Below are 17,701 nucleotides of genomic sequence, written 5' to 3' on the forward strand. Positions count from 1 at the left end.
GAGATTCAATTTTATTGCCATTGTTGTTTGCATCTTTTATCCATTTATGAATTGTACTGTCTGCAATACCAAATCTTTTAGCAATAGAAACTTTGGATTCTTCAGGATGTTAGTTAGCATAATCTACAACTCCTTGTTTAAATTCATCATCAAATACTGGTTTTGTCATAGTCTTTCTCCATTTCTTTTTTTACTTATGACATTGTACCAAATGATGTTTAATTCTTCCATTTAACTTGTACAGTTTTTATACTAACATCAATATTTATATTATTATACTGTGGTTTGGAAAAATAAAAAATTGTATTTCATCAACGTTTCATAAATGGTATGTATAATATTATTGAAAGTAGTTATAAAAGGTTTTTGTTTAAAAAATAAAGGGGGAATAAAGGAGGATAAAATTATGGGAAAAAAGTAGCCAGAGGTGCATTCCTATTACTTACGTTATGTTTGAGCTTAAGTACAGTTGGGTGTAAAAAAAGTAATGAAAGCAATAAAATTAAAGAAGGACAATCAATAAGTTCTAAAGAGAAGGGTACGTCAACTAACAAAAAGGATAAAAATGCAACATTTAAGCCATCAGATTATACTTTAAAAACAAAAAAAGAATATGTTTATGAATATTTAGGTCTTAAATTTAAACTTTCAAATAAATTTAAAAAGTATATGAATGATAAAAAGATAGCGATGTTAGATGATCAAAGTCCTATAAATAAGGAATTAAAATATGCTTTTTTAACTTTTAATAAAATGACTAAAGAGCAAAAAAAAGCAGTTGTTAATAAAAAGGAAGGTGGTTATGAAAAATGGGAAAATGGGCTTAAAAGAATTGGAACTATTGGTATCTTTGAAAAAAATACATCAGAAGAAAAAATATCTAAAATGACAAAATGTGATACTCATACTAAAATAGGAGTTTCAAGTGATGGAAAATACGATTGCTATTTTAGTACAAACAGCGGATCTGAAATTAAACTTCTGAATGAATTTAAAAAAACTGAGATTCAAATTATAGAAAAAAAAGAACGTCCTAAAAACGGTTTTGTTCTATCAGAAAAAACTGATTTAGAAAATACAGAAGCATTTAAAAAATAATCAGTTAGGAATTTACGTAAACTATTACTAAAAGACATAAATGGTTAGGATTTTACAAGTAAATATTTTGAGAAGTATGGTAAACGTATTTACAATTTAGCGTAAAGTTTGTGTAAAAGAGATTCCAAATTTAGTTGAGGTTTAGAACGAAATAAAAATTAAATGTTTTAATATTGTTAGTGTTGCTATAGATAATGTTGATGATAATGGTGAAAACAAGGGAGTAATTGAAAAAGAATTAACAAAAATAAAAAATAAGTAAATGTAAAGTGATGAATGGTATATGGTTAATTAGTTTTAAAAAAGCCGTAATTTCTCTTTAGTAATTGTCTTTATTAATATGACTATGACTTACTATGGATATGGTCATGGAGCGACTAGAGTTGAATTGGAGAAAGTAATAAGAATTTGCTTGGAGTGTGTTGGAATTGGATAGAATTAAAAAAATTGACACATTTAAGCTTGATAAGAATTTGAGAAAATTGAAATATATAATATCGATTGTATTTGTAATAATACTTCCTCTATTTTTAGTTGATATTTTAGGACAAGGGTCTCCATATTTTTGTAAGCTTATTAGTCCAATTGGCATGCTTGGACTTTGGGAGCTATTTATTCAGTTATTAGCCCAATTTCAGTATTCAGGCATAGACTAGACGAAGAAAAGTGCATCAGTTGCGGTAATGTGAAAAAATTTGCCAAATGAATATAGATCCAGTTGAAAATTGTAATCATCTAGAATGCATCAGATGTGGACGATGCAAAAATGCTTGTCCTGTGGACACAATTAGTTGTGGAATAAAAAAATAGAGAGGAGCTTATTAGAAAAGTGATAAAAAACGCAATAGCATACATTACAAGAAAAAAAAATAGAACATTTATTATTTTTGTTATTTTAACAATAGTTCTTTCTTGTTTGTATTCTTGTTTAACAATAATGAAATCAAGCAATGAAATAGAAAAGACTTTATACGAAAGTTCTAATTCTTCAATATCAATAACAAAAAAAGATGGTAAATATTTTAATGTTAATCAATTTAAGGATATTGAAAAATTAAAAGAAATTGAAGAAATAATAATTCAATATGATGGATTAGCAAAACTAAAAGGTGCTAAAGTAGTTAGTGGAGAGCAAAAAATAAATAGAGAAGATTTATCTGATAAATTTAAGAATGTTGTTTCACTCGAAGCTACAAATAATACTAAAAGAAACATTTTATTTAATAGTGAAGTATTTACAATTAAAGAAGGTAAAAATATAGAGAAAAATGATAAAAACTCAATTATTGTTCATGAAGAATTCGCTAAACAAAACAATCTAAAATTAGGTGATGAAGTTGATCTTGAATTACTAGATACTGAAAAAAGTGGAAAAATAAAGAGTCATAAATTTGAAATTATAGGAATATTTTCTGGTAAAAAACAGGAAACATATACAGGTCTAACTTCTGATTTTAGTGAAAATATGGTTTTTGTGGATTATTCAACAAGCCAAGAGATATTAAATAACTTAGAAAATAATAAAATTGCAAATAAAATTTTAATGTATTCTGGTAGTTTAGAATCTACAAACTTAGTCTTAAATAAATTGAAAGAGCTTAAAATTGATGAATCAAAGTATTCCATTGAAAAAGATTCTAATGTATTTGAGGAATCTTTAGAGTCAGTAAGTGGAATAAAACATATAATAAAAGTAATGACTTATTCTATTATGTTAGGAGGAATGATTGTTCTTTCATTAATCTTGGTTCTATGGTTAAGAGAAAGAATTTATGAAATAGGTATATTTTTATCTATTGGAACATCTAAGATGCAAATTATAATGCAATTTATATTCGAGTTAATATTCATATCGATACCAAGTATAATATCTTCCTTACTTTTAGGAAATGTGTTACTAAAAGTAATTGTAGATGGATTCATTAACTCAGAGGATTCAATAATTTCCGGTGGAAGTTTAATAAATAATAGTGGTTTTATGTTAAATATAGTAGCACTTGGACAAAGTTATTTAATATTAATAAGTATTATTGTTTTATCAGTTGTATTTGCTTCTTCATTAATATTAATCAAGAAGCCTAAAGAAATATTATCAAAAATAAGTTAGGAGAAAATAATGGATATATTAGAAATAAAGAATGTGGCATATAGTTATGTAAATTCTAAAGAAAAAGTTTTGTTAGGAGTAAATCAAAAATTTGAACTTGGGAAGTTTTATGCGATCGTAGGAAAGTCAGGAACAGGAAAAACTACACTTCTTTCCTTACTTGCTGGACTTGATAAACCTAAAACAGGAAAAATATTGTTTAAGAATGAAGATATACAAAAGAAAGGATATAACAATCATAGAAAAAATAATATATCTTTAGTATTTCAAAACTACAATTTGATAGATTATTTAACACCGATTGAAAATATTAGATTAGTAAACAAATCAGCAGATGAAAGTATCTTGTTTGAGCTAGGTTTAGATAAAAAACAAATAAAAAGAAATGTTATGAAATTATCTGGTGGACAGCAACAAAGAGTAGCTATTGCTAGAGCATTGGTATCAAATGCGCCAATAATACTAGCTGATGAACCTACTGGTAATTTAGACAGTGTTACTGCTGGAGAAATAATTGATATATTAAAGACGTTGGCTAAAGACAAAAATAAATGTGTAATAGTTGTAACACATAGTAAGGAAGTAGCAGATTCTGCGGATATTATTTTAGAACTAAGTGGTAAAAATTTGAAAAAAGTAAATAAAATGAATTTGGAGGTTGAATAATGGTAAAAAATGCATTTGCTTATGTAACTAGAAAAAGCTTAAAATCATTAATTATTATGTTAGTTATTTTATCTATGTCAATTTTAAGTTTTATTAGTTTATCTATTAAAGATGCTACGGACAGAGCTTCAAAAGAAACATTGGCTAATATAACAAATAGTTTTTCTATGGAGATAAATAGACAAGTTAATCCAGGAACACCTAGAGGTGGGGGAAATGTAAAAGGTGAAGATATTAAAAAGATATCTCAAACAGATAGTGTAGAATCCTATGTAAAAAGAATAAACAGTGTTGCAGATTTAGTTGATTATGATATTATTGAAACTCAAGAGACTCTTGCGAATCAATCGCCTGAAAGAGCGAAGAATTTCAAAAGAACAGTTATGTTAACTGGGGTTAATGACTCATCAAAAGAAACAAAATTTGTATCAGAAGCATATAAATTAGTAGAAGGAAAGCATTTAGAAAATGAAGATAAAAATAAAATCTTAATGCATAAAGATTTAGCTAAAAAAAATAATCTTAAAGTTGGAGATAAGATAAAATTAAAATCTAATTTATTTGACGCTGATAATGAAAAAGGTGCAGATGAAACAGTAGAAGTAGAAATTAAAGGTCTATTCGATGGGCATAATAGTGGTGGAGTAAGTGCAGCACAGGAACTATACGAAAATACATTAATCACTGATATTGATACGGCCGCTAAAGTTTATGGTAATACAGAAGATACAGCTGTATACCAAGATGCAACATTCTTTGTAAAAGGTGATAAGAATCTTGATAGTGTCATAAAAGATCTTGGGAAATTAGATATAAATTGGAGAGAATATAATTTGATTAAAAGTTCATCAAATTACCCTGCATTACAACAATCTATATCAGGCATCTACTCAATTTCAAATAAATTATTTGTAGGTTCATTAATATTTGCAGGAGTTGTAGTTTCATTATTACTATTCTTATGGATGAATGCTAGAAAGAAAGAAATAGCAGTATTACTATCATTAGGTATATCAAAATTAGAAATTTTTGGTCAATTCCTAATTGAGATGATATTTATATCAATCCCCGCATTCGTTGGTTCTTATTTCTTAGCTCAATACACAGCTAGCAAACTTGGAAATAATATATTGAATAAGGTTACTGGTGATATAGCTAAACAAATAGCTAGACAATCTGCATCTAGCCAATTAGGTGGTGGGGCAGAAGCTGAAGGATTTAATAAGACATTATCAAGTTTAGATATAAATGTAGTACCTAAGTTTATAATTTATGTAGTTATATTTATGAGTTTAATACTACTTGTTTCATTGATTGTTTCTTCATTCAATATATTAAGAAGAAACCCAAAAGAATTATTAATTGACGATAATTAAAAGTTTTGGTGCTTTCTAGCACCGAAATTTTTTTGACTTTTAAATATCAAATAATATTCTGTATAATATAAGTGTATAGGCTTAAGTGGAGGTATTTATGAAAATATTAATTGTTGAAGATGATAATATGATCAGAGAGGGAATAAGTGAATATCTTTTGGAATTTGGATATACTGTTATTCAAGCTAAAGATGGAATAGAAGCTTTGTCAAAATTTAATAACGCTATAAATTTGGTTATCTTAGATATTCAGATACCTTTTATAAATGGTTTAGAAGTGTTGAAAGAAATTAGAAAGAAAAGCAATTTACCAATTCTAATTTTGACTGCATTTAGTGATGAAGAATATAAAATTGATGCATTTACTAATTTAGCAGATGGATATATAGAAAAGCCATTTTCATTGCCAGTCTTAAAGGTTAGAATAGATTCTTTGATTAAAAAGAATTATGGACATTTAGAGAAGTTTGAATATAAGGATTTATCGGTTAACTTTAATAGCTATACAGCTAAAATAAATGATGAAGAAATAGATGTAAATGCAAAAGAACTAGATGTATTAAAGTGTCTATTGGATAATAATGGACAAGTATTAACTAGAATGCAAATTATTGATTATGTATGGAAAGATAGCGAAGAAATTCCTTACGATCGAGTAATAGACGTATACATAAAAGAACTTAGAAAAAAATTACAATTAGACTGCATAACCACTATAAGAAATGTGGGATATAAATTGGAGATAAAATGAGAAAATGAAAAAATTAAAGATATTTCCCAAAATGTTCATACAAATATTTTCTGTTCTTGGAATAATAATTATATTAGTTCATTTATTAGTTTTCTTTATTTTTCCTAAAACATATTTGGAGACCAGAAAAGAAGAGGTCTATAATAAAGCAAATGAAATTTCCAGTATTATGAATGGAAAAGAAATAAAATATATAGAACAAACCTTGGAACTTTATTCTAAAAGTAGCGAAATAAAGGCATTTATAAAAGAAAGAAATAATAATAATAATGAAATAAAAATCAAAGATAATATAGATACTAATTTAGAAAGTAATAGTAATTCTTTGATAATTGAAGAAAGAGAAATAAAGCTTAATGATGGTAAAAAAACATATCTACAATTTGTCTCTACAGCTGATATGCAAAAAGATGCAAAAGATTTAAGTCTTAAATTTTTACCATATTCTTTGTTAATATCAATTTTATTTTCTTCTATTATTTCTTTAATTTATGCAAAATTAATAAAAAACAATGTACAAGAAATACAAATTGTTACTGATAAAATGATGAAACTTGATAAAAAAATACGTTTAGAAGTTAGCTCTAATGATGAAATTGGAGAATTAAAACAACAAATTAATGATTTGTATTCTACTTTATTAAGAACAATTGACGATTTAGAATTTAAAAATAAAGAAATTTTAAAATTAGAAAAGTTAAAATATGACTTTTTTAAAGGTGCATCCCATGAACTTAAAACTCCTCTTGCTAGTCTTAAAATAATACTGGAAAACATGAAATACAATATTGGAAAATATAAAGAAAAAGATATTTATATTAATGAATGCATTGAAATCGTTGATAGTTTAACAAAAAATATTTCTCAAATATTATCAGTTCATTCTATAGAAAATTTGAATAATGATGAAGAATATTTGAAAATAAATGATACATTAGAAGATGTATTAAAAAAGTATGAAATATTAGCACATCAAAAGAAAATAACTGTCAATAATTATATATTAGATGAGAATGTTTATATAGGAAAAACAGCTTTAAAGATTATTTTATCTAATTTGATTAGTAATGCGGTAAAATATACTGATGTAAATGGGGTAATTAATATTGGGATGGTTAATGATTGGTTATATATAGAAAATTCATACGGTAACAATAAAATTTCGAATATGGATGAAATATTTGATGTTAAATTTGATTTAAATAAGGAAAATAGTAATGGATTAGGTTTATATATTGTAAGTAATATTCTGAATAATTACAATATAGAATATAAAGCATTGCAGGATGAAGAATTTTTTATCTTTAAAATTAAAATATTATCTTAAGTAAGATATAATTTTACAATAGTTATTGAAAAATAGAGACTTATTATTAATTGTGGAAATAAAAACTTTTTTCTTATTGAAAGTGAAAAGAAAATAATTGATAAATGATTATTCCACTCTAATTGATCACTTATTCCGATTAGGTTGACCAAGTATTCCGATAGACTTGATCAACTGCTATTTTTCATTAAATTCCGATGGGGCGGATCAATCATTACGATGAACCTGGCCATCTAAAAGTTTTGGTTATTAGATATCAGCTAAAGCACTTATACAAAAGTTTACTAAGTTATCCTGTACTCATAAATTGAAAACATAGACTTGCTGAGTTGAATGTTACGCTAGAAAAGTCCATTCAATACGTTGAATAAGTCTACTTTACCAAAATATTGATAAAGTCAAAAGGATTTAATATATTCTTCTTGCAATAATTTCTATATTAAAAATTTGATAGGGACTGTTTATTTTAATATTCTCAAAAAATTAAATAGATAAATAAAAAATATGGGAAAAAACGCATAAAATTGTATGCTATCATACCATCAAGTTATAAATAGATGTGTCCAAAATAGTAAAGCATTTATTGTAGCTTAGGTAAACTAAACTCAATCGGTTCAGTTTGCTATCTAAAGTAGTTAATTATTAATGAATAGGTACAAGCTCGTTTTTTAATACTTCTTTAAATTTTTATTACATATAAACCTTATTCATTAAAATATTTATAGAAGGTGATACAACACAAAATAATGAAAGCTTTTAGATTTTAATAGCAATCTAAAAAGCTACCACTCTATAAAACTTAATATTATAAATCGCTTGTTAATCTTAGATAGAGGGTAGGCTTATAAGTTAATATTCTAAAAGTTAAAAATAAGATTATTGTTAAAGATATTTAGATAAAAATTAATTTTGGTACATTGCACAATTATAGATATTATAATCCATTTAATGATCCTAACTCTTAAATTTATAGACAGGTAGCATTCTCCAATAAACATTAAGTGTTTAAATAATAATTCTTATTTAATATTGAGTAGTTGTAAAAAAAGAATTTAAGTAGAATGAATAATTTATAAAAGAAACAATAGGGTGTATCTATGAGAATATGATATTAGGTATTTTCATTTTAATAATAACTTCCCAAAAAATATTAAAACCTCATAAAAAAGATAATTTTACTGTAAATCATTTCTATACATGCTTAATCATTATATTTTATGCACACATAAATACGTACTTTTATAAATTGGTAACTTAATTCTAAGTAGTTTAAAGAATTATAACTTTTGATTAAAAATAAAATTCATTTTCCCAAATGAAAAACGTAACAATTCCGAATCAAATTTTATAATTCTTTTTTCATTTATATAATAAGGAGGCATTTATGATTCATTCAGTAAAAGATTTTGTAGATAAAAAAATGAATAATAAATTAATTTGTTTTAATAATGTTTTAGATGATTATTTATTTTTTTATGATAAAACAAAAAAAGATGATTACTAAGATATACTCAGTAATCATTTTACTGTTTATATAGATAAATTGGAAGGTAGTATATTTACGCTATTTAATATAGATTTTTGACACTACCAAAATAAAAAGGAAAGTGTTATATGAAAAATCATGTAAAAGTGAAGATTGATGGAATATTAAATAATAGTTTATTTAAGATTACAATGATTGTTCTATGTTGTTTGATATTGTCTACTTCTATTATTAGAACGGATAATTTTATAAATTGTATGTTTAATGGGTTAGTCATTTTTGCTTTATTAATAAATATCTATCATTTACCAATAGTAAATGATTATATAAAGAAGTACAAAAAGAAATGTGGATTTATAATATTATTAATAGCATGCATTGTTTTTGGTTTTTGGTATTATTTTCAAATTGGTGGATTAGTAGGTTTTACGATCATTTGTATTTCCTTTTATTTGATTATATGGGGTATATTAAATACTTATAAAATTAAAGAATTGTTTTACATGTTGTTAAATTTTATATAGATCTAACAATTTTTTTATATGTTGGTGTACATAATTTTCTATGTGCAACTCATTTATGTTTTGTTATAATAGGACAGAAGGTGGTGATTTTATGCCAGTTGGCGTTCTAACAAATGTATGTGCTGTCTTTATTGGTACATTTATCGGAGGATTTATTAAAAAAATATTACCAAAACATCTTATTGAAGAACTTCCAAAAGTATTTGGGATTTGTTCAGTTACGATTGGGATTACTTCTATTTTAAATGTAAAAACATTGCCTATGGTTATTATGGCTATTATTTTAGGTTTTGTTATTGGTGAACTATGTCATTTATATGATCATGTTCATGATATCTTTGCATTTTTATTAGATAAGCTACCTTTTCATATAGAAGGTAATCAAGAAGAATATATGCATCTTTATTTATTAGTTGTTTTGATGTTTTCAATGTCTGGAATGGGATTATTTGGAGCTCTTACAGAAGGAATGTCAGGTGATGCATCTGTTTTAATTTCTAAATCGGTTTTAGATTTTTTTACAGCTGTTTTATTTGGAGCTGCTTTAGGTTATGCACAAAGTTTAATATGTGTTCCACAATTACTTATTTTACTTGCATGTTTCTTTCTAGCAAAAGCAATCTTACCATTTGTAAATTCAACAATGATTGCTGATTTTAAGGCTTGTGGTGGTGTCATTACAATGATTACAGGGTTAACTGTTTCTAAAATATTAGATGTAAGAGCGATGAATCTTGTTCCTGCACTTATTTTAGTCATGCCTTTTGTTGGTCTTTATGCCATGATTTAGGAGAAAATCATGTTAAAACAAGTAGCGATACAAGATTTAGAATTACTTTATCATATAGAAACAACCTGTTTTCCTATACAAGAGGCAGCAAGTTACCAATCATTAAAAGAAAGATTAGCAGTTTATCATGAAGGATTTGAAATTTTTTATATTGCTCATCAAGCAATCGGTTATATTGGTGGTCTAAGAAATAATGAATGTAATCTACCAGATAGTATGTACGAAAATGCTTTTTTACATCAAGAAAATGGAAAATATCAAATGATTTTTTCAGTCTGTATTTTACCTGAATATAGAGGACATGGTTATGCTAGAGAAATGGTAAAGGAATATGTAGAGAAAAGAAAAAATGATGTAGACGGATTTATTTTGACATGTAAAGATCATCTTATTCCTTTTTATGAAAGTTGCGGTTTTAAATTTGTAAAAGTTTCAGCATCTACTCATGGAAATGCTAAATGGAATGATATGGTAATTGATTGTCGTGGAGAAATATAATATTTCTCTTTTTTTGTACTATTTGTCCAATGACGAAAAGGTTATTTAGGAATAGAATAAGAATATAGAATAAAGGGGAATGAATATGGATCAAATATATAGAGAATATAGTGAAAAATATAAACATATATTGCATTATGCAGGAATCATGAAAAAAGAAAATGTTCTTTTTGAAAATCAAGAAATAATTGTTTTAAAGGATGTTAAAGATTATCAAGATTTTGATTATAGTTATTTTGAAAATTGTGAAATAGAAAAGAGTTGTATTTATCATAAAATTACATATGCTTTAGCTGTTTTAAAAAAAGTAGAAAATGGGATAATTGTTGATCAAATGAAAACTGTAGGTTGGTTAAATACGGTCTTGGATCAACATTATTCCGCATATAAAACAGACCTTTGGTATTTACATAAAGGTAATTGGGATAAGTGCTATTTAGAAGAACATTATGATTTTTTATCAGCGATAGAGGTCTATTTTTATTTATTTGGCAAAGAGGAAACATTTCGATTATTAGAAGATAAAAATCAAGAGCTGGAACATTCTTTAAAAATAATAGAAGAATTAATTAAACAATATCAAAAGGAATGTCAAGACGATCAATATGCTTTATTAAAACACTTTTTAGTATTGATTTTTAGTCAACAGTTAGAAAAAGTAGAAGTAGAACATAAGGAAATTGTTTTCCAATTATTAAAAGAAATCATCGAATTAAAATCAATTGTATTACCTTTATTATTATTGTGTGATTTTTATCAAAAGGATTTTGATGAAGAATGGGCTACTATCTCTAAAGAAGTTGATCGTAATTATTTAAAAGAACAAATAGCCTATATACCTTTTACTGAAAGTGAAGATTATTTAGATTTAAATATTACAGATGTTTTAGTTTATAAAGATAAAATAGAAAAAATACCAGCGGGGTTAATGAAATATTTCAATAATTTGAAAGAAGTATATGATGATTTAAAAGAAAAACAATCATTTAATCAATCTCTTTTAGAAGTAGAAAGAATAATTTTATTAATGGAAAAAGACTACCAACTTTATCCTTTTGAATCATTTGTTAGTGAATTAAAGATTCATTATTCAAAAGAATATTATATTTTAATGAAATTATTAGAAATAGTTATGAAGGATTGTCAAGAAGCAAAATTAGGAAGAGAAACAGTTAAATTAACTTTATCATTGATGATGAATCAAAAACTAAGATTAAAAATATTTGGTTTTTAAATAGGAAATACTTTGTGCTACAATAAAAGTAGTAGGAGGTATTTTTATGGAAAAAAGATACTATAGTGAATACAGTCAATGTTTAGATAGAAATATGGATTTTATCGTTTATGGACATAGTGGTGTGCCACTTCTTGTCTTTCCAGCACAAGATGGTCATCCTCAAGATTATGAAAATTTTGGAATGGTCGATGTGATCAAAGATAAAATAGAAAATGGTTATGTACAATTGTTTTGTGTCGGAAGCATTGATGAAGAAAGTTATTCTGATGAAATGGGAGACAAAGCACGTCGTAGTTATTTATTAGAACAATTTTATTACTATATTTGTGATGAAATAGTGCCTAGAATAAAAGAAATTAATGGTACAGGAAAGATGATTTATACGACAGGATGTTCTTTAGGAGCAACACATGCAGCAAATATGATGCTTCGAAGACCTGATTTATTTATGGGATGTATTGCTTTAAGTGGATATTATGATACTGATCTTTTCTTTGGACAATATGTTGATGAAAATATTTATAATAATAGTCCTTTAAAGTACTTAAATGGGATGTCAAGAAATCATCCTTATGTTGATTTATACAATCAAAGACATATTATTCTTTGTTGTGGACAAGGTGCATGGGAAGATGAAATGGTTAAATCAACAGGATTAATGAAGGAAACATTTGATCGTTTAGGTGTCAATGCATGGTGTGACTTTTGGGGAAGCGATGTCAACCATGATTGGCCTTGGTGGCGTAAACAATTACCCTATTTTTTAGGACATATTTTATAAAAGGGGGAAAATCGAAATATGAATTTAGTCTTTATCTCACCAAATTTTCCAACATATTATTGGAATTTTTGTAAATCACTTAGAGAAAGAGGTGTTACAGTTTTAGGGATTGGAGATGCACCTTATGATGATTTAGTAAATGAAACAAAGGAAAGCTTAGTAGAATATTATCGTGTCAATAATCTTCAAAATTATGATGAAGTTTATCGTGCAATGGGATTTTTTATTGGGAAATATGGACGCATTGATTATATTGAATCACAAAATGAATTTTGGCTTGAATTAGAAGCTCAGTTAAGAGAAGATTTTAATATTCATCATGGGTTAAGACCAAAAGAATTAGAAGTGATGAAATTTAAATCAAAAATGAAAGATGTTTATAAGAAAGCAAATGTTCCAACAGCAAGATATAAAGTATTTAAAGATGATCAAGAACTTTTAGATTTTTGTAAAGAAGTTGGTTTTCCAATTGTTGTAAAACCAGATAATGGTGTGGGTGCTTCTTCTACATATAAATTAAAAAATAATAAACAAGTTAAGGAATTTTTAAAGAATTGGGATCGAAATATTAGCTTTATTGCAGAAGAATATATTGATGGTCTTGTAGAAACTTTTGATGGTATTACTGATAGTCAAGGAAATATTTTGATTTGTACAAGTCATGTGATGATGGAATCTATTATGGATACGGTCAATGAAGGTGGAGATACTGCTTTTTATGGACAAATTGTTGAAGGTAGTGATATTAAAGAAGTAGGAAGTCGTGTTGTTAAGGCTTTTGACGCTAAACAAAAATTCTTCCATTTTGAATTCTTTAGATTAGGTAAAGATAAAGAGGGTTTAGGAAAAAAAGGAGATCTTGTTGGTTTAGAAGTCAATATGAGAGCACCTGGAGCCTATATTCCAGATATGATGAATTATTCATATAACGCAAATGTCTATGATATTTTTGCGGACATGTTGATTTATGATCGTTGTTTTATTGAACCTAAACAACAATATTGTATTGGATATGCTGGAAGAAGAGACGTTTTAAAATATAAACATCATAGTCAACAAATACGTATGAAATTTAAAGATCAACTTATTTCTCATGAAATTGTACCTGATGCATTAGCAGCGGCAATGGGGAATCAAGTTTATTTATTAAGAGCAAAAAATGAAAAAGAAATTCAAGAAATGATTAAATATATATTAGAAAAATAGGATTCGTTTTGAATCCTTTTTTATAGTTCATGAACAATTAATAAATATTTCATAAACTCATTATTATGTTATAATAAACATACCAAGGAGGTCATCGTCATGAAAAAAAAGTTTCTAGCATGCATGCTTATCATGATGCTTACAATAACAGGTTGTTCAAGTAAATCAATAACACAAACATTATTTGTTGAAAAAAATAATAAATATGCTTTATGTACATCAGAAGGAGATTTAAAAACAAAGTTTATTTATTCTTCTTATAAAAAGGTAGAAAATGAAGGATACGTGGTTGTTCATGATAAAAAATATGAATATATTTCAACAACTGGTAAAAAATTAATTAAATATAAAAAAGGAACAACATTATCCGTTGTTGAAAATATGATTGTTGCTAAAGATGCTAAAGGCAAGTATACAATTTATGATCAACAAGGGAAGGAATTATATAAAGATAGTAAAAAGGTAAAAATTTATATGTATGATTTACCTGTTATCTATAAGAATAAAAAATATTCTGTTTTAAATAGTGAAGGTGAAGTTGTAACTACTTCTAAAAAAGCAATCAATTATGCTGGAATTTATCATGATTCATTTATTACAGTAGCATATAAAGATAAAACTGTACTTTTTGATACTTCTTCAAATAGTCAAAATGATGAAGAAGGCTTAACTATTAAATTAAAAGGACAATATAAGGTTGTTGCTAATGATTATAAAAAAGGTTTTGTTTTATATGATCAACAACAAATAAACTTAGCTTATATTAATTTAAAAGGAAAAGTTAAATTTGAAAAAAATGTAGAAGTAGATTCTGTAAAATTCAAAGATTCATCACTTATTTTAGAAAATGAAGATGGTATAAGATTGTTATCTTTAGATGGTAAAAAGGATGTTGTAGCAACAAGTTATTATAAAGATGTAAATAATTATTTATCTAAAAATGCAAGTTATATTTATGGTCCACATAAATTTACTAAAGATGGTAAAGAAAAAGATGTTAAAGGTATTCAGTTAAATCCTAATGTTGCTTCGGTACACGGTCATATTTTCCCAGTATATGTTCAAAATAAAGGATATCAATATTATGGTTTTAATGGTAAAGAAGCAATTAAAACAATTTATAAAGATGCTCAAGATTTTGATCAATATGGAGTGGCGGTTGTTTCTAAAGATGGTGAAAAGTATTATTTAATGAATTCTAAAGGAGAAAAACAATCTAAAAATTATGTAAAGATTGAATCTATTGGAGAAGGATATTATGCAGCCTATGAAACAAATAGTAAGTATGAAATTATTAATACTAAAGGAAAAATAGATATTCATGATTATTTCATGGGTGAAAGTCAAGTTTTTGAATTTGATGGTAAAGTTTATGCTTTATTAAATAAAAGTGGAACAACATATTTATATGATATGGAAAAAGGTGAATCTGTATTTTCTCTTGAAGGAGAATATCAATTATATAATGGTAAGTATTTAAGAAAGAAAAATCATAAAGCATATTATGATTTGGAAGGAAATTTAATTTATAAGGGGTAATCTATGGAATATTATATTGTATTATTAGTTTTCTATGCAATTACACTTATCTTTTTAAGATTAGTGTTTGCTGAAATTGAAGGTAGACAAGCAAGAAAGATGTCAAATGTACGTTATTTTTTAAGATACCATTCAAAGTTTGTTTATCGTAATCAGTTTTCAATTATTTTTGTAGCATTTCTTTGTTATATGATTGTTTCTGTGGAAAAAGCATTTTCTACAATGTGGTTTTTACAATTGTTAGGTTTTATTGCGGTAGGAGTTATTAGTGATGCTCTTTCACAAATTGTTTATTATTATTATATTAATTTTCGTTTTAAAAAGGATATTGTTGAAAGTGAAGAATTAAAAAATGAAATAGAACAGGCTGTTTTAAATCAAGGCGAAGAGCTCATGCAACAAACAATTCCTAGTTATGAACCACATAGAATAATTGAAGATTATTTAAATGAAGAAAATCATTTAGCTGTTATATCAGTAGATGGTGGAAATTTTACTTCACAATTTGAAAAATTACCACCAATTACGTATTCTGTAGAATTAAATCCAACAAAAGCAAGAGAAACCTTAGAAGAAAAAGGTGTCAAAGTAACAACTTTTACTTCACAAGGGAAAATGCCTTTTAAAGATGAAAAATTAGATGTTGTTGTTAATGAGTTATCTAATTATGATAAATTTGAAATGTATCGCATTTTAAAACCAGGTGGTTATTTAGTTGTTGATCAATTAGGAAGTGACAATTATAAAGAAATTATTAATATGTTTATTCCGTTTAAATTAAAAGGACAATGGAATAAAGAAGCTTGTCAGTCAACTCTTACAGAGATAGGATTTGATATTGTTGATAGTTATGAAGATGTAGGACATATTCGTTTTCATTCTTTATCAGCAGTTCTTGCTTTTATGAAGAGTATTTCTCCTGAAAGAGTGGAAAAATATGAGCAATTTATGAACTTCTATGCCGATGTATTAAAGAAAATCAAAAAGAACCAATTTTATGAAATTACTACTCATAAATTTATGGTAATAGCAAGAAAAAATGATATGAAACAGGAAAATTAAAAAAATTTCCTGTTTTTTTAATTTATAAATTAAAAAAATGTAGTATATATCGACTAAATTTGATTTAAATATGTAAACGCTTTATTTTTTTAGAAAATCTCTAGAAATTCTAAAAATATGATGCTATAATTGTATCATAGAAATTTTTAAGGAGGAGTCATATAATGGCAAAAGAATTATCTTTCGTAGTATCTGATCCAGTTGGATTACATGCTAGACCAGCTACTATCTTAGTAAACCAAGCTAGCAAATTCACTAGCAATATTAAATTAGTTTATAATGATAAAGAAGTAAACTTAAAATCTATCATGGGAGTTATGTCTTTAGGTGTTCCTACTAAAGCTACAGTTACTATCGTAGCTGAAGGTGATGACGAAGAAGATGTAGTTGCTTCAATTGCTAAAGTAATCAAAGAACAAAAAGTTGCTGAATAATAGCATTAATGAAAAGGGAATCAACATGATTCCCTTTTTTTATCTATTAAGAATTTGGATGCGTCAGAAAAAATAGTATATAAAAACTCATACCAAAATACTATGATATATTTGCGTAATCTGGTATGAATTTTTTGTCCTGTAATTAAGCAATGGCTATCTGATTCTTCTCATAGGACCATTGCATACCGGACATTCTATTTCAACTTCACCATGTTTACCGGACATTCTATCTTCTTCCGCAAATTCACCAATGATCCAGTCAGGAACATTGGCAATATGACCACAAGCAGTACATTTCATTTTGATAAGTGTATCCTTCGCAATCATTTTATCAATTTCTTCGTCTGTCCAAGGACAGTCGTCTGCATTCATTGATGCATTTTTCCCTGTAGAGTCTGTCATTAGGGGTACCTCCTTCAAAAGGATCATATGTATATTCACATTTCATAAGACTGCCACATGAACATAACAAAGGGTCCTTTTGAAATGATTCTATCATATGTGTGCGGTATTTTAGATGGTCGAGTTTGTTTTTTAAATCTTTTTTTCTTTCTTTTAGATTTCTGATACGCTTTTTCTTTTTTTTGCCATAAAGTTCATATACCTTTTCAAGTAACTTTTTATTCCTGTTTGAATAGAAGCCATAGTATCTGACCATTTTAAAGTTTTCATCAGGACAGTGGAGGATGAGATTGTTTATAAAGTTTTCAACACTTTCATATACTTCGATATATTTTTCATCTTCATGACGGTTGTACCACCATCTGATCATCTTTTTGTCATCTTCATATTTGATGATGCGATTTTCAGCCATGG

General features: G+C 26.4%; 19 protein-coding genes and 1 pseudogene. 17 read left to right on the plus strand and 3 right to left on the minus strand.

Annotated features, from left to right (window positions below):
• A pseudogene (locus tag LJD32_RS15660) lies at nucleotides 1-94 on the minus strand (hypothetical protein); the annotation flags it as partial.
• A gap of 596 nt (nucleotides 95-690) precedes the next feature.
• On the opposite strand from LJD32_RS15660, the gene LJD32_RS12080 reads away from it, so the two are divergent.
• The 17 genes from LJD32_RS12080 (at nucleotide 691) to LJD32_RS12155 (ending at nucleotide 16,882) form a co-directional block, all read left to right on the plus strand.
• Nucleotides 691-1,098: a hypothetical protein gene (locus LJD32_RS12080; RefSeq protein ID WP_227392512.1), complete on the plus strand. Its 408-nt coding sequence runs from the start codon at nucleotides 691-693 to the stop codon at nucleotides 1,096-1,098.
• A gap of 346 nt (nucleotides 1,099-1,444) precedes the next feature.
• Complete coding sequence (locus LJD32_RS15530) at nucleotides 1,445-1,534, plus strand: CD1871A family CXXC motif-containing protein (protein WP_318035451.1); 90 nt, start codon at nucleotides 1,445-1,447, stop codon at nucleotides 1,532-1,534.
• Nucleotides 1,535-1,800: 266 nt separating this feature from the next.
• Entirely contained in the window at nucleotides 1,801-1,908 is a 108-nt protein-coding gene (locus tag LJD32_RS12085) for a 4Fe-4S binding protein (protein ID WP_227352146.1), read from the plus strand.
• Nucleotides 1,909-1,927: 19 nt separating this feature from the next.
• Complete coding sequence (locus tag LJD32_RS12090) at nucleotides 1,928-3,205, plus strand: ABC transporter permease (RefSeq protein WP_227392514.1); 1,278 nt, start codon at nucleotides 1,928-1,930, stop codon at nucleotides 3,203-3,205.
• 9 nt (nucleotides 3,206-3,214) lie between these two features.
• Complete coding sequence (locus LJD32_RS12095) at nucleotides 3,215-3,871, plus strand: ABC transporter ATP-binding protein (protein ID WP_227392515.1); 657 nt, start codon at nucleotides 3,215-3,217, stop codon at nucleotides 3,869-3,871.
• Complete coding sequence (locus LJD32_RS12100) at nucleotides 3,871-5,247, plus strand: ABC transporter permease (RefSeq protein ID WP_227392516.1); 1,377 nt, start codon at nucleotides 3,871-3,873, stop codon at nucleotides 5,245-5,247. The genes LJD32_RS12095 and LJD32_RS12100 overlap by 1 nt, the downstream gene beginning before the upstream one ends.
• Nucleotides 5,248-5,344: 97 nt before the next feature.
• Complete coding sequence (locus tag LJD32_RS12105) at nucleotides 5,345-5,998, plus strand: response regulator transcription factor (RefSeq protein ID WP_227392517.1); 654 nt, start codon at nucleotides 5,345-5,347, stop codon at nucleotides 5,996-5,998.
• A 4-nt stretch (nucleotides 5,999-6,002) separates the two neighbouring features.
• Nucleotides 6,003-7,325: a histidine kinase dimerization/phospho-acceptor domain-containing protein gene (locus LJD32_RS12110; protein WP_227392518.1), complete on the plus strand. Its 1,323-nt coding sequence runs from the start codon at nucleotides 6,003-6,005 to the stop codon at nucleotides 7,323-7,325.
• Nucleotides 7,326-8,939: 1,614 nt separating this feature from the next.
• Complete coding sequence (locus tag LJD32_RS12115; RefSeq protein ID WP_227392519.1) at nucleotides 8,940-9,335, plus strand: hypothetical protein; 396 nt, start codon at nucleotides 8,940-8,942, stop codon at nucleotides 9,333-9,335.
• A gap of 91 nt (nucleotides 9,336-9,426) precedes the next feature.
• Nucleotides 9,427-10,125 carry a DUF554 domain-containing protein gene (locus LJD32_RS12120; protein WP_032089906.1) on the plus strand — a complete coding sequence of 233 codons (699 nt, stop codon included), beginning with the start codon at nucleotides 9,427-9,429 and terminating at the stop codon, nucleotides 10,123-10,125.
• A gap of 9 nt (nucleotides 10,126-10,134) precedes the next feature.
• Nucleotides 10,135-10,623, plus strand: a complete 489-nt coding sequence (locus LJD32_RS12125; protein WP_227392520.1) for a GNAT family N-acetyltransferase — start codon at nucleotides 10,135-10,137, stop codon at nucleotides 10,621-10,623.
• A gap of 85 nt (nucleotides 10,624-10,708) precedes the next feature.
• A complete protein-coding gene (locus tag LJD32_RS12130; RefSeq protein WP_147580814.1) occupies nucleotides 10,709-11,857 on the plus strand; it encodes a hypothetical protein in 1,149 nt (382 codons plus the stop codon).
• Nucleotides 11,858-11,903: 46 nt separating this feature from the next.
• Nucleotides 11,904-12,641 carry an esterase family protein gene (locus LJD32_RS12135; RefSeq protein ID WP_032089909.1) on the plus strand — a complete coding sequence of 246 codons (738 nt, stop codon included), beginning with the start codon at nucleotides 11,904-11,906 and terminating at the stop codon, nucleotides 12,639-12,641.
• Nucleotides 12,642-12,659: 18 nt separating this feature from the next.
• Nucleotides 12,660-13,847 (plus strand): ATP-grasp domain-containing protein, encoded by a 1,188-nt coding sequence (locus LJD32_RS12140; protein ID WP_032089910.1) that lies wholly within the window; start codon nucleotides 12,660-12,662, stop codon nucleotides 13,845-13,847.
• A 99-nt stretch (nucleotides 13,848-13,946) separates the two neighbouring features.
• Nucleotides 13,947-15,386, plus strand: a complete 1,440-nt coding sequence (locus LJD32_RS12145) for a hypothetical protein (protein WP_227392521.1) — start codon at nucleotides 13,947-13,949, stop codon at nucleotides 15,384-15,386.
• Nucleotides 15,387-15,389: 3 nt separating this feature from the next.
• The gene (locus tag LJD32_RS12150) at nucleotides 15,390-16,448 is read left to right on the plus strand and encodes a class I SAM-dependent methyltransferase (RefSeq protein ID WP_032089912.1); all 1,059 of its coding nucleotides are present in this window, start codon (nucleotides 15,390-15,392) and stop codon (nucleotides 16,446-16,448) included.
• Between the two features lie 164 nt (nucleotides 16,449-16,612).
• Nucleotides 16,613-16,882 (plus strand): phosphocarrier protein HPr, encoded by a 270-nt coding sequence (locus LJD32_RS12155; RefSeq protein ID WP_032089913.1) that lies wholly within the window; start codon nucleotides 16,613-16,615, stop codon nucleotides 16,880-16,882.
• Nucleotides 16,883-17,038: 156 nt separating this feature from the next.
• Here the strand turns inward: LJD32_RS12155 and LJD32_RS12160 are convergent, their stop codons facing one another.
• Both LJD32_RS12160 and LJD32_RS15665 read right to left on the minus strand, forming a co-directional pair.
• Entirely contained in the window at nucleotides 17,039-17,287 is a 249-nt protein-coding gene (locus LJD32_RS12160) for a hypothetical protein (RefSeq protein WP_106988964.1), read from the minus strand.
• Complete coding sequence (locus LJD32_RS15665) at nucleotides 17,217-17,699, minus strand: transposase (protein WP_227403821.1); 483 nt, start codon at nucleotides 17,697-17,699, stop codon at nucleotides 17,217-17,219. The genes LJD32_RS12160 and LJD32_RS15665 overlap by 71 nt, the downstream gene beginning before the upstream one ends.
• Nucleotides 17,700-17,701: the final 2 nt, after the last annotated feature.

The sequence above is a fragment of the Faecalibacillus sp. TM498 genome (assembly GCF_020589955.1).
Lineage (GTDB): Bacteria > Bacillota_I > Bacilli_A > Erysipelotrichales > Coprobacillaceae > Faecalibacillus > Faecalibacillus intestinalis.

Excerpts from the sequence above, each read along its gene's own strand:
- LJD32_RS12080 (WP_227392512.1), top strand. The coding sequence starts at position 691 with ATGTTAGATGATCAAAGTCCTATAAATAAGGAATTAAAATATGCTTTT.
- LJD32_RS15530 (WP_318035451.1), top strand. The coding sequence starts at position 1,445 with ATGACTTACTATGGATATGGTCATGGAGCGACTAGAGTTGAATTGGAG.
- LJD32_RS12085 (WP_227352146.1), top strand. The coding sequence starts at position 1,801 with ATGAATATAGATCCAGTTGAAAATTGTAATCATCTAGAATGCATCAGA.
- LJD32_RS12095 (WP_227392515.1), top strand. The coding sequence starts at position 3,215 with ATGGATATATTAGAAATAAAGAATGTGGCATATAGTTATGTAAATTCT.
- LJD32_RS12100 (WP_227392516.1), top strand. The coding sequence starts at position 3,871 with ATGGTAAAAAATGCATTTGCTTATGTAACTAGAAAAAGCTTAAAATCA.
- LJD32_RS12105 (WP_227392517.1), top strand. The coding sequence starts at position 5,345 with ATGAAAATATTAATTGTTGAAGATGATAATATGATCAGAGAGGGAATA.
- LJD32_RS12110 (WP_227392518.1), top strand. The coding sequence starts at position 6,003 with ATGAAAAAATTAAAGATATTTCCCAAAATGTTCATACAAATATTTTCT.
- LJD32_RS12115 (WP_227392519.1), top strand. The coding sequence starts at position 8,940 with ATGAAAAATCATGTAAAAGTGAAGATTGATGGAATATTAAATAATAGT.
- LJD32_RS12120 (WP_032089906.1), top strand. The coding sequence starts at position 9,427 with ATGCCAGTTGGCGTTCTAACAAATGTATGTGCTGTCTTTATTGGTACA.
- LJD32_RS12125 (WP_227392520.1), top strand. The coding sequence starts at position 10,135 with ATGTTAAAACAAGTAGCGATACAAGATTTAGAATTACTTTATCATATA.
- LJD32_RS12130 (WP_147580814.1), top strand. The coding sequence starts at position 10,709 with ATGGATCAAATATATAGAGAATATAGTGAAAAATATAAACATATATTG.
- LJD32_RS12135 (WP_032089909.1), top strand. The coding sequence starts at position 11,904 with ATGGAAAAAAGATACTATAGTGAATACAGTCAATGTTTAGATAGAAAT.
- LJD32_RS12140 (WP_032089910.1), top strand. The coding sequence starts at position 12,660 with ATGAATTTAGTCTTTATCTCACCAAATTTTCCAACATATTATTGGAAT.
- LJD32_RS12145 (WP_227392521.1), top strand. The coding sequence starts at position 13,947 with ATGAAAAAAAAGTTTCTAGCATGCATGCTTATCATGATGCTTACAATA.
- LJD32_RS12150 (WP_032089912.1), top strand. The coding sequence starts at position 15,390 with ATGGAATATTATATTGTATTATTAGTTTTCTATGCAATTACACTTATC.
- LJD32_RS12155 (WP_032089913.1), top strand. The coding sequence starts at position 16,613 with ATGGCAAAAGAATTATCTTTCGTAGTATCTGATCCAGTTGGATTACAT.
- LJD32_RS12160 (WP_106988964.1), bottom strand. The coding sequence starts at position 17,287 with ATGACAGACTCTACAGGGAAAAATGCATCAATGAATGCAGACGACTGT.
- LJD32_RS15665 (WP_227403821.1), bottom strand. The coding sequence starts at position 17,699 with ATGGCTGAAAATCGCATCATCAAATATGAAGATGACAAAAAGATGATC.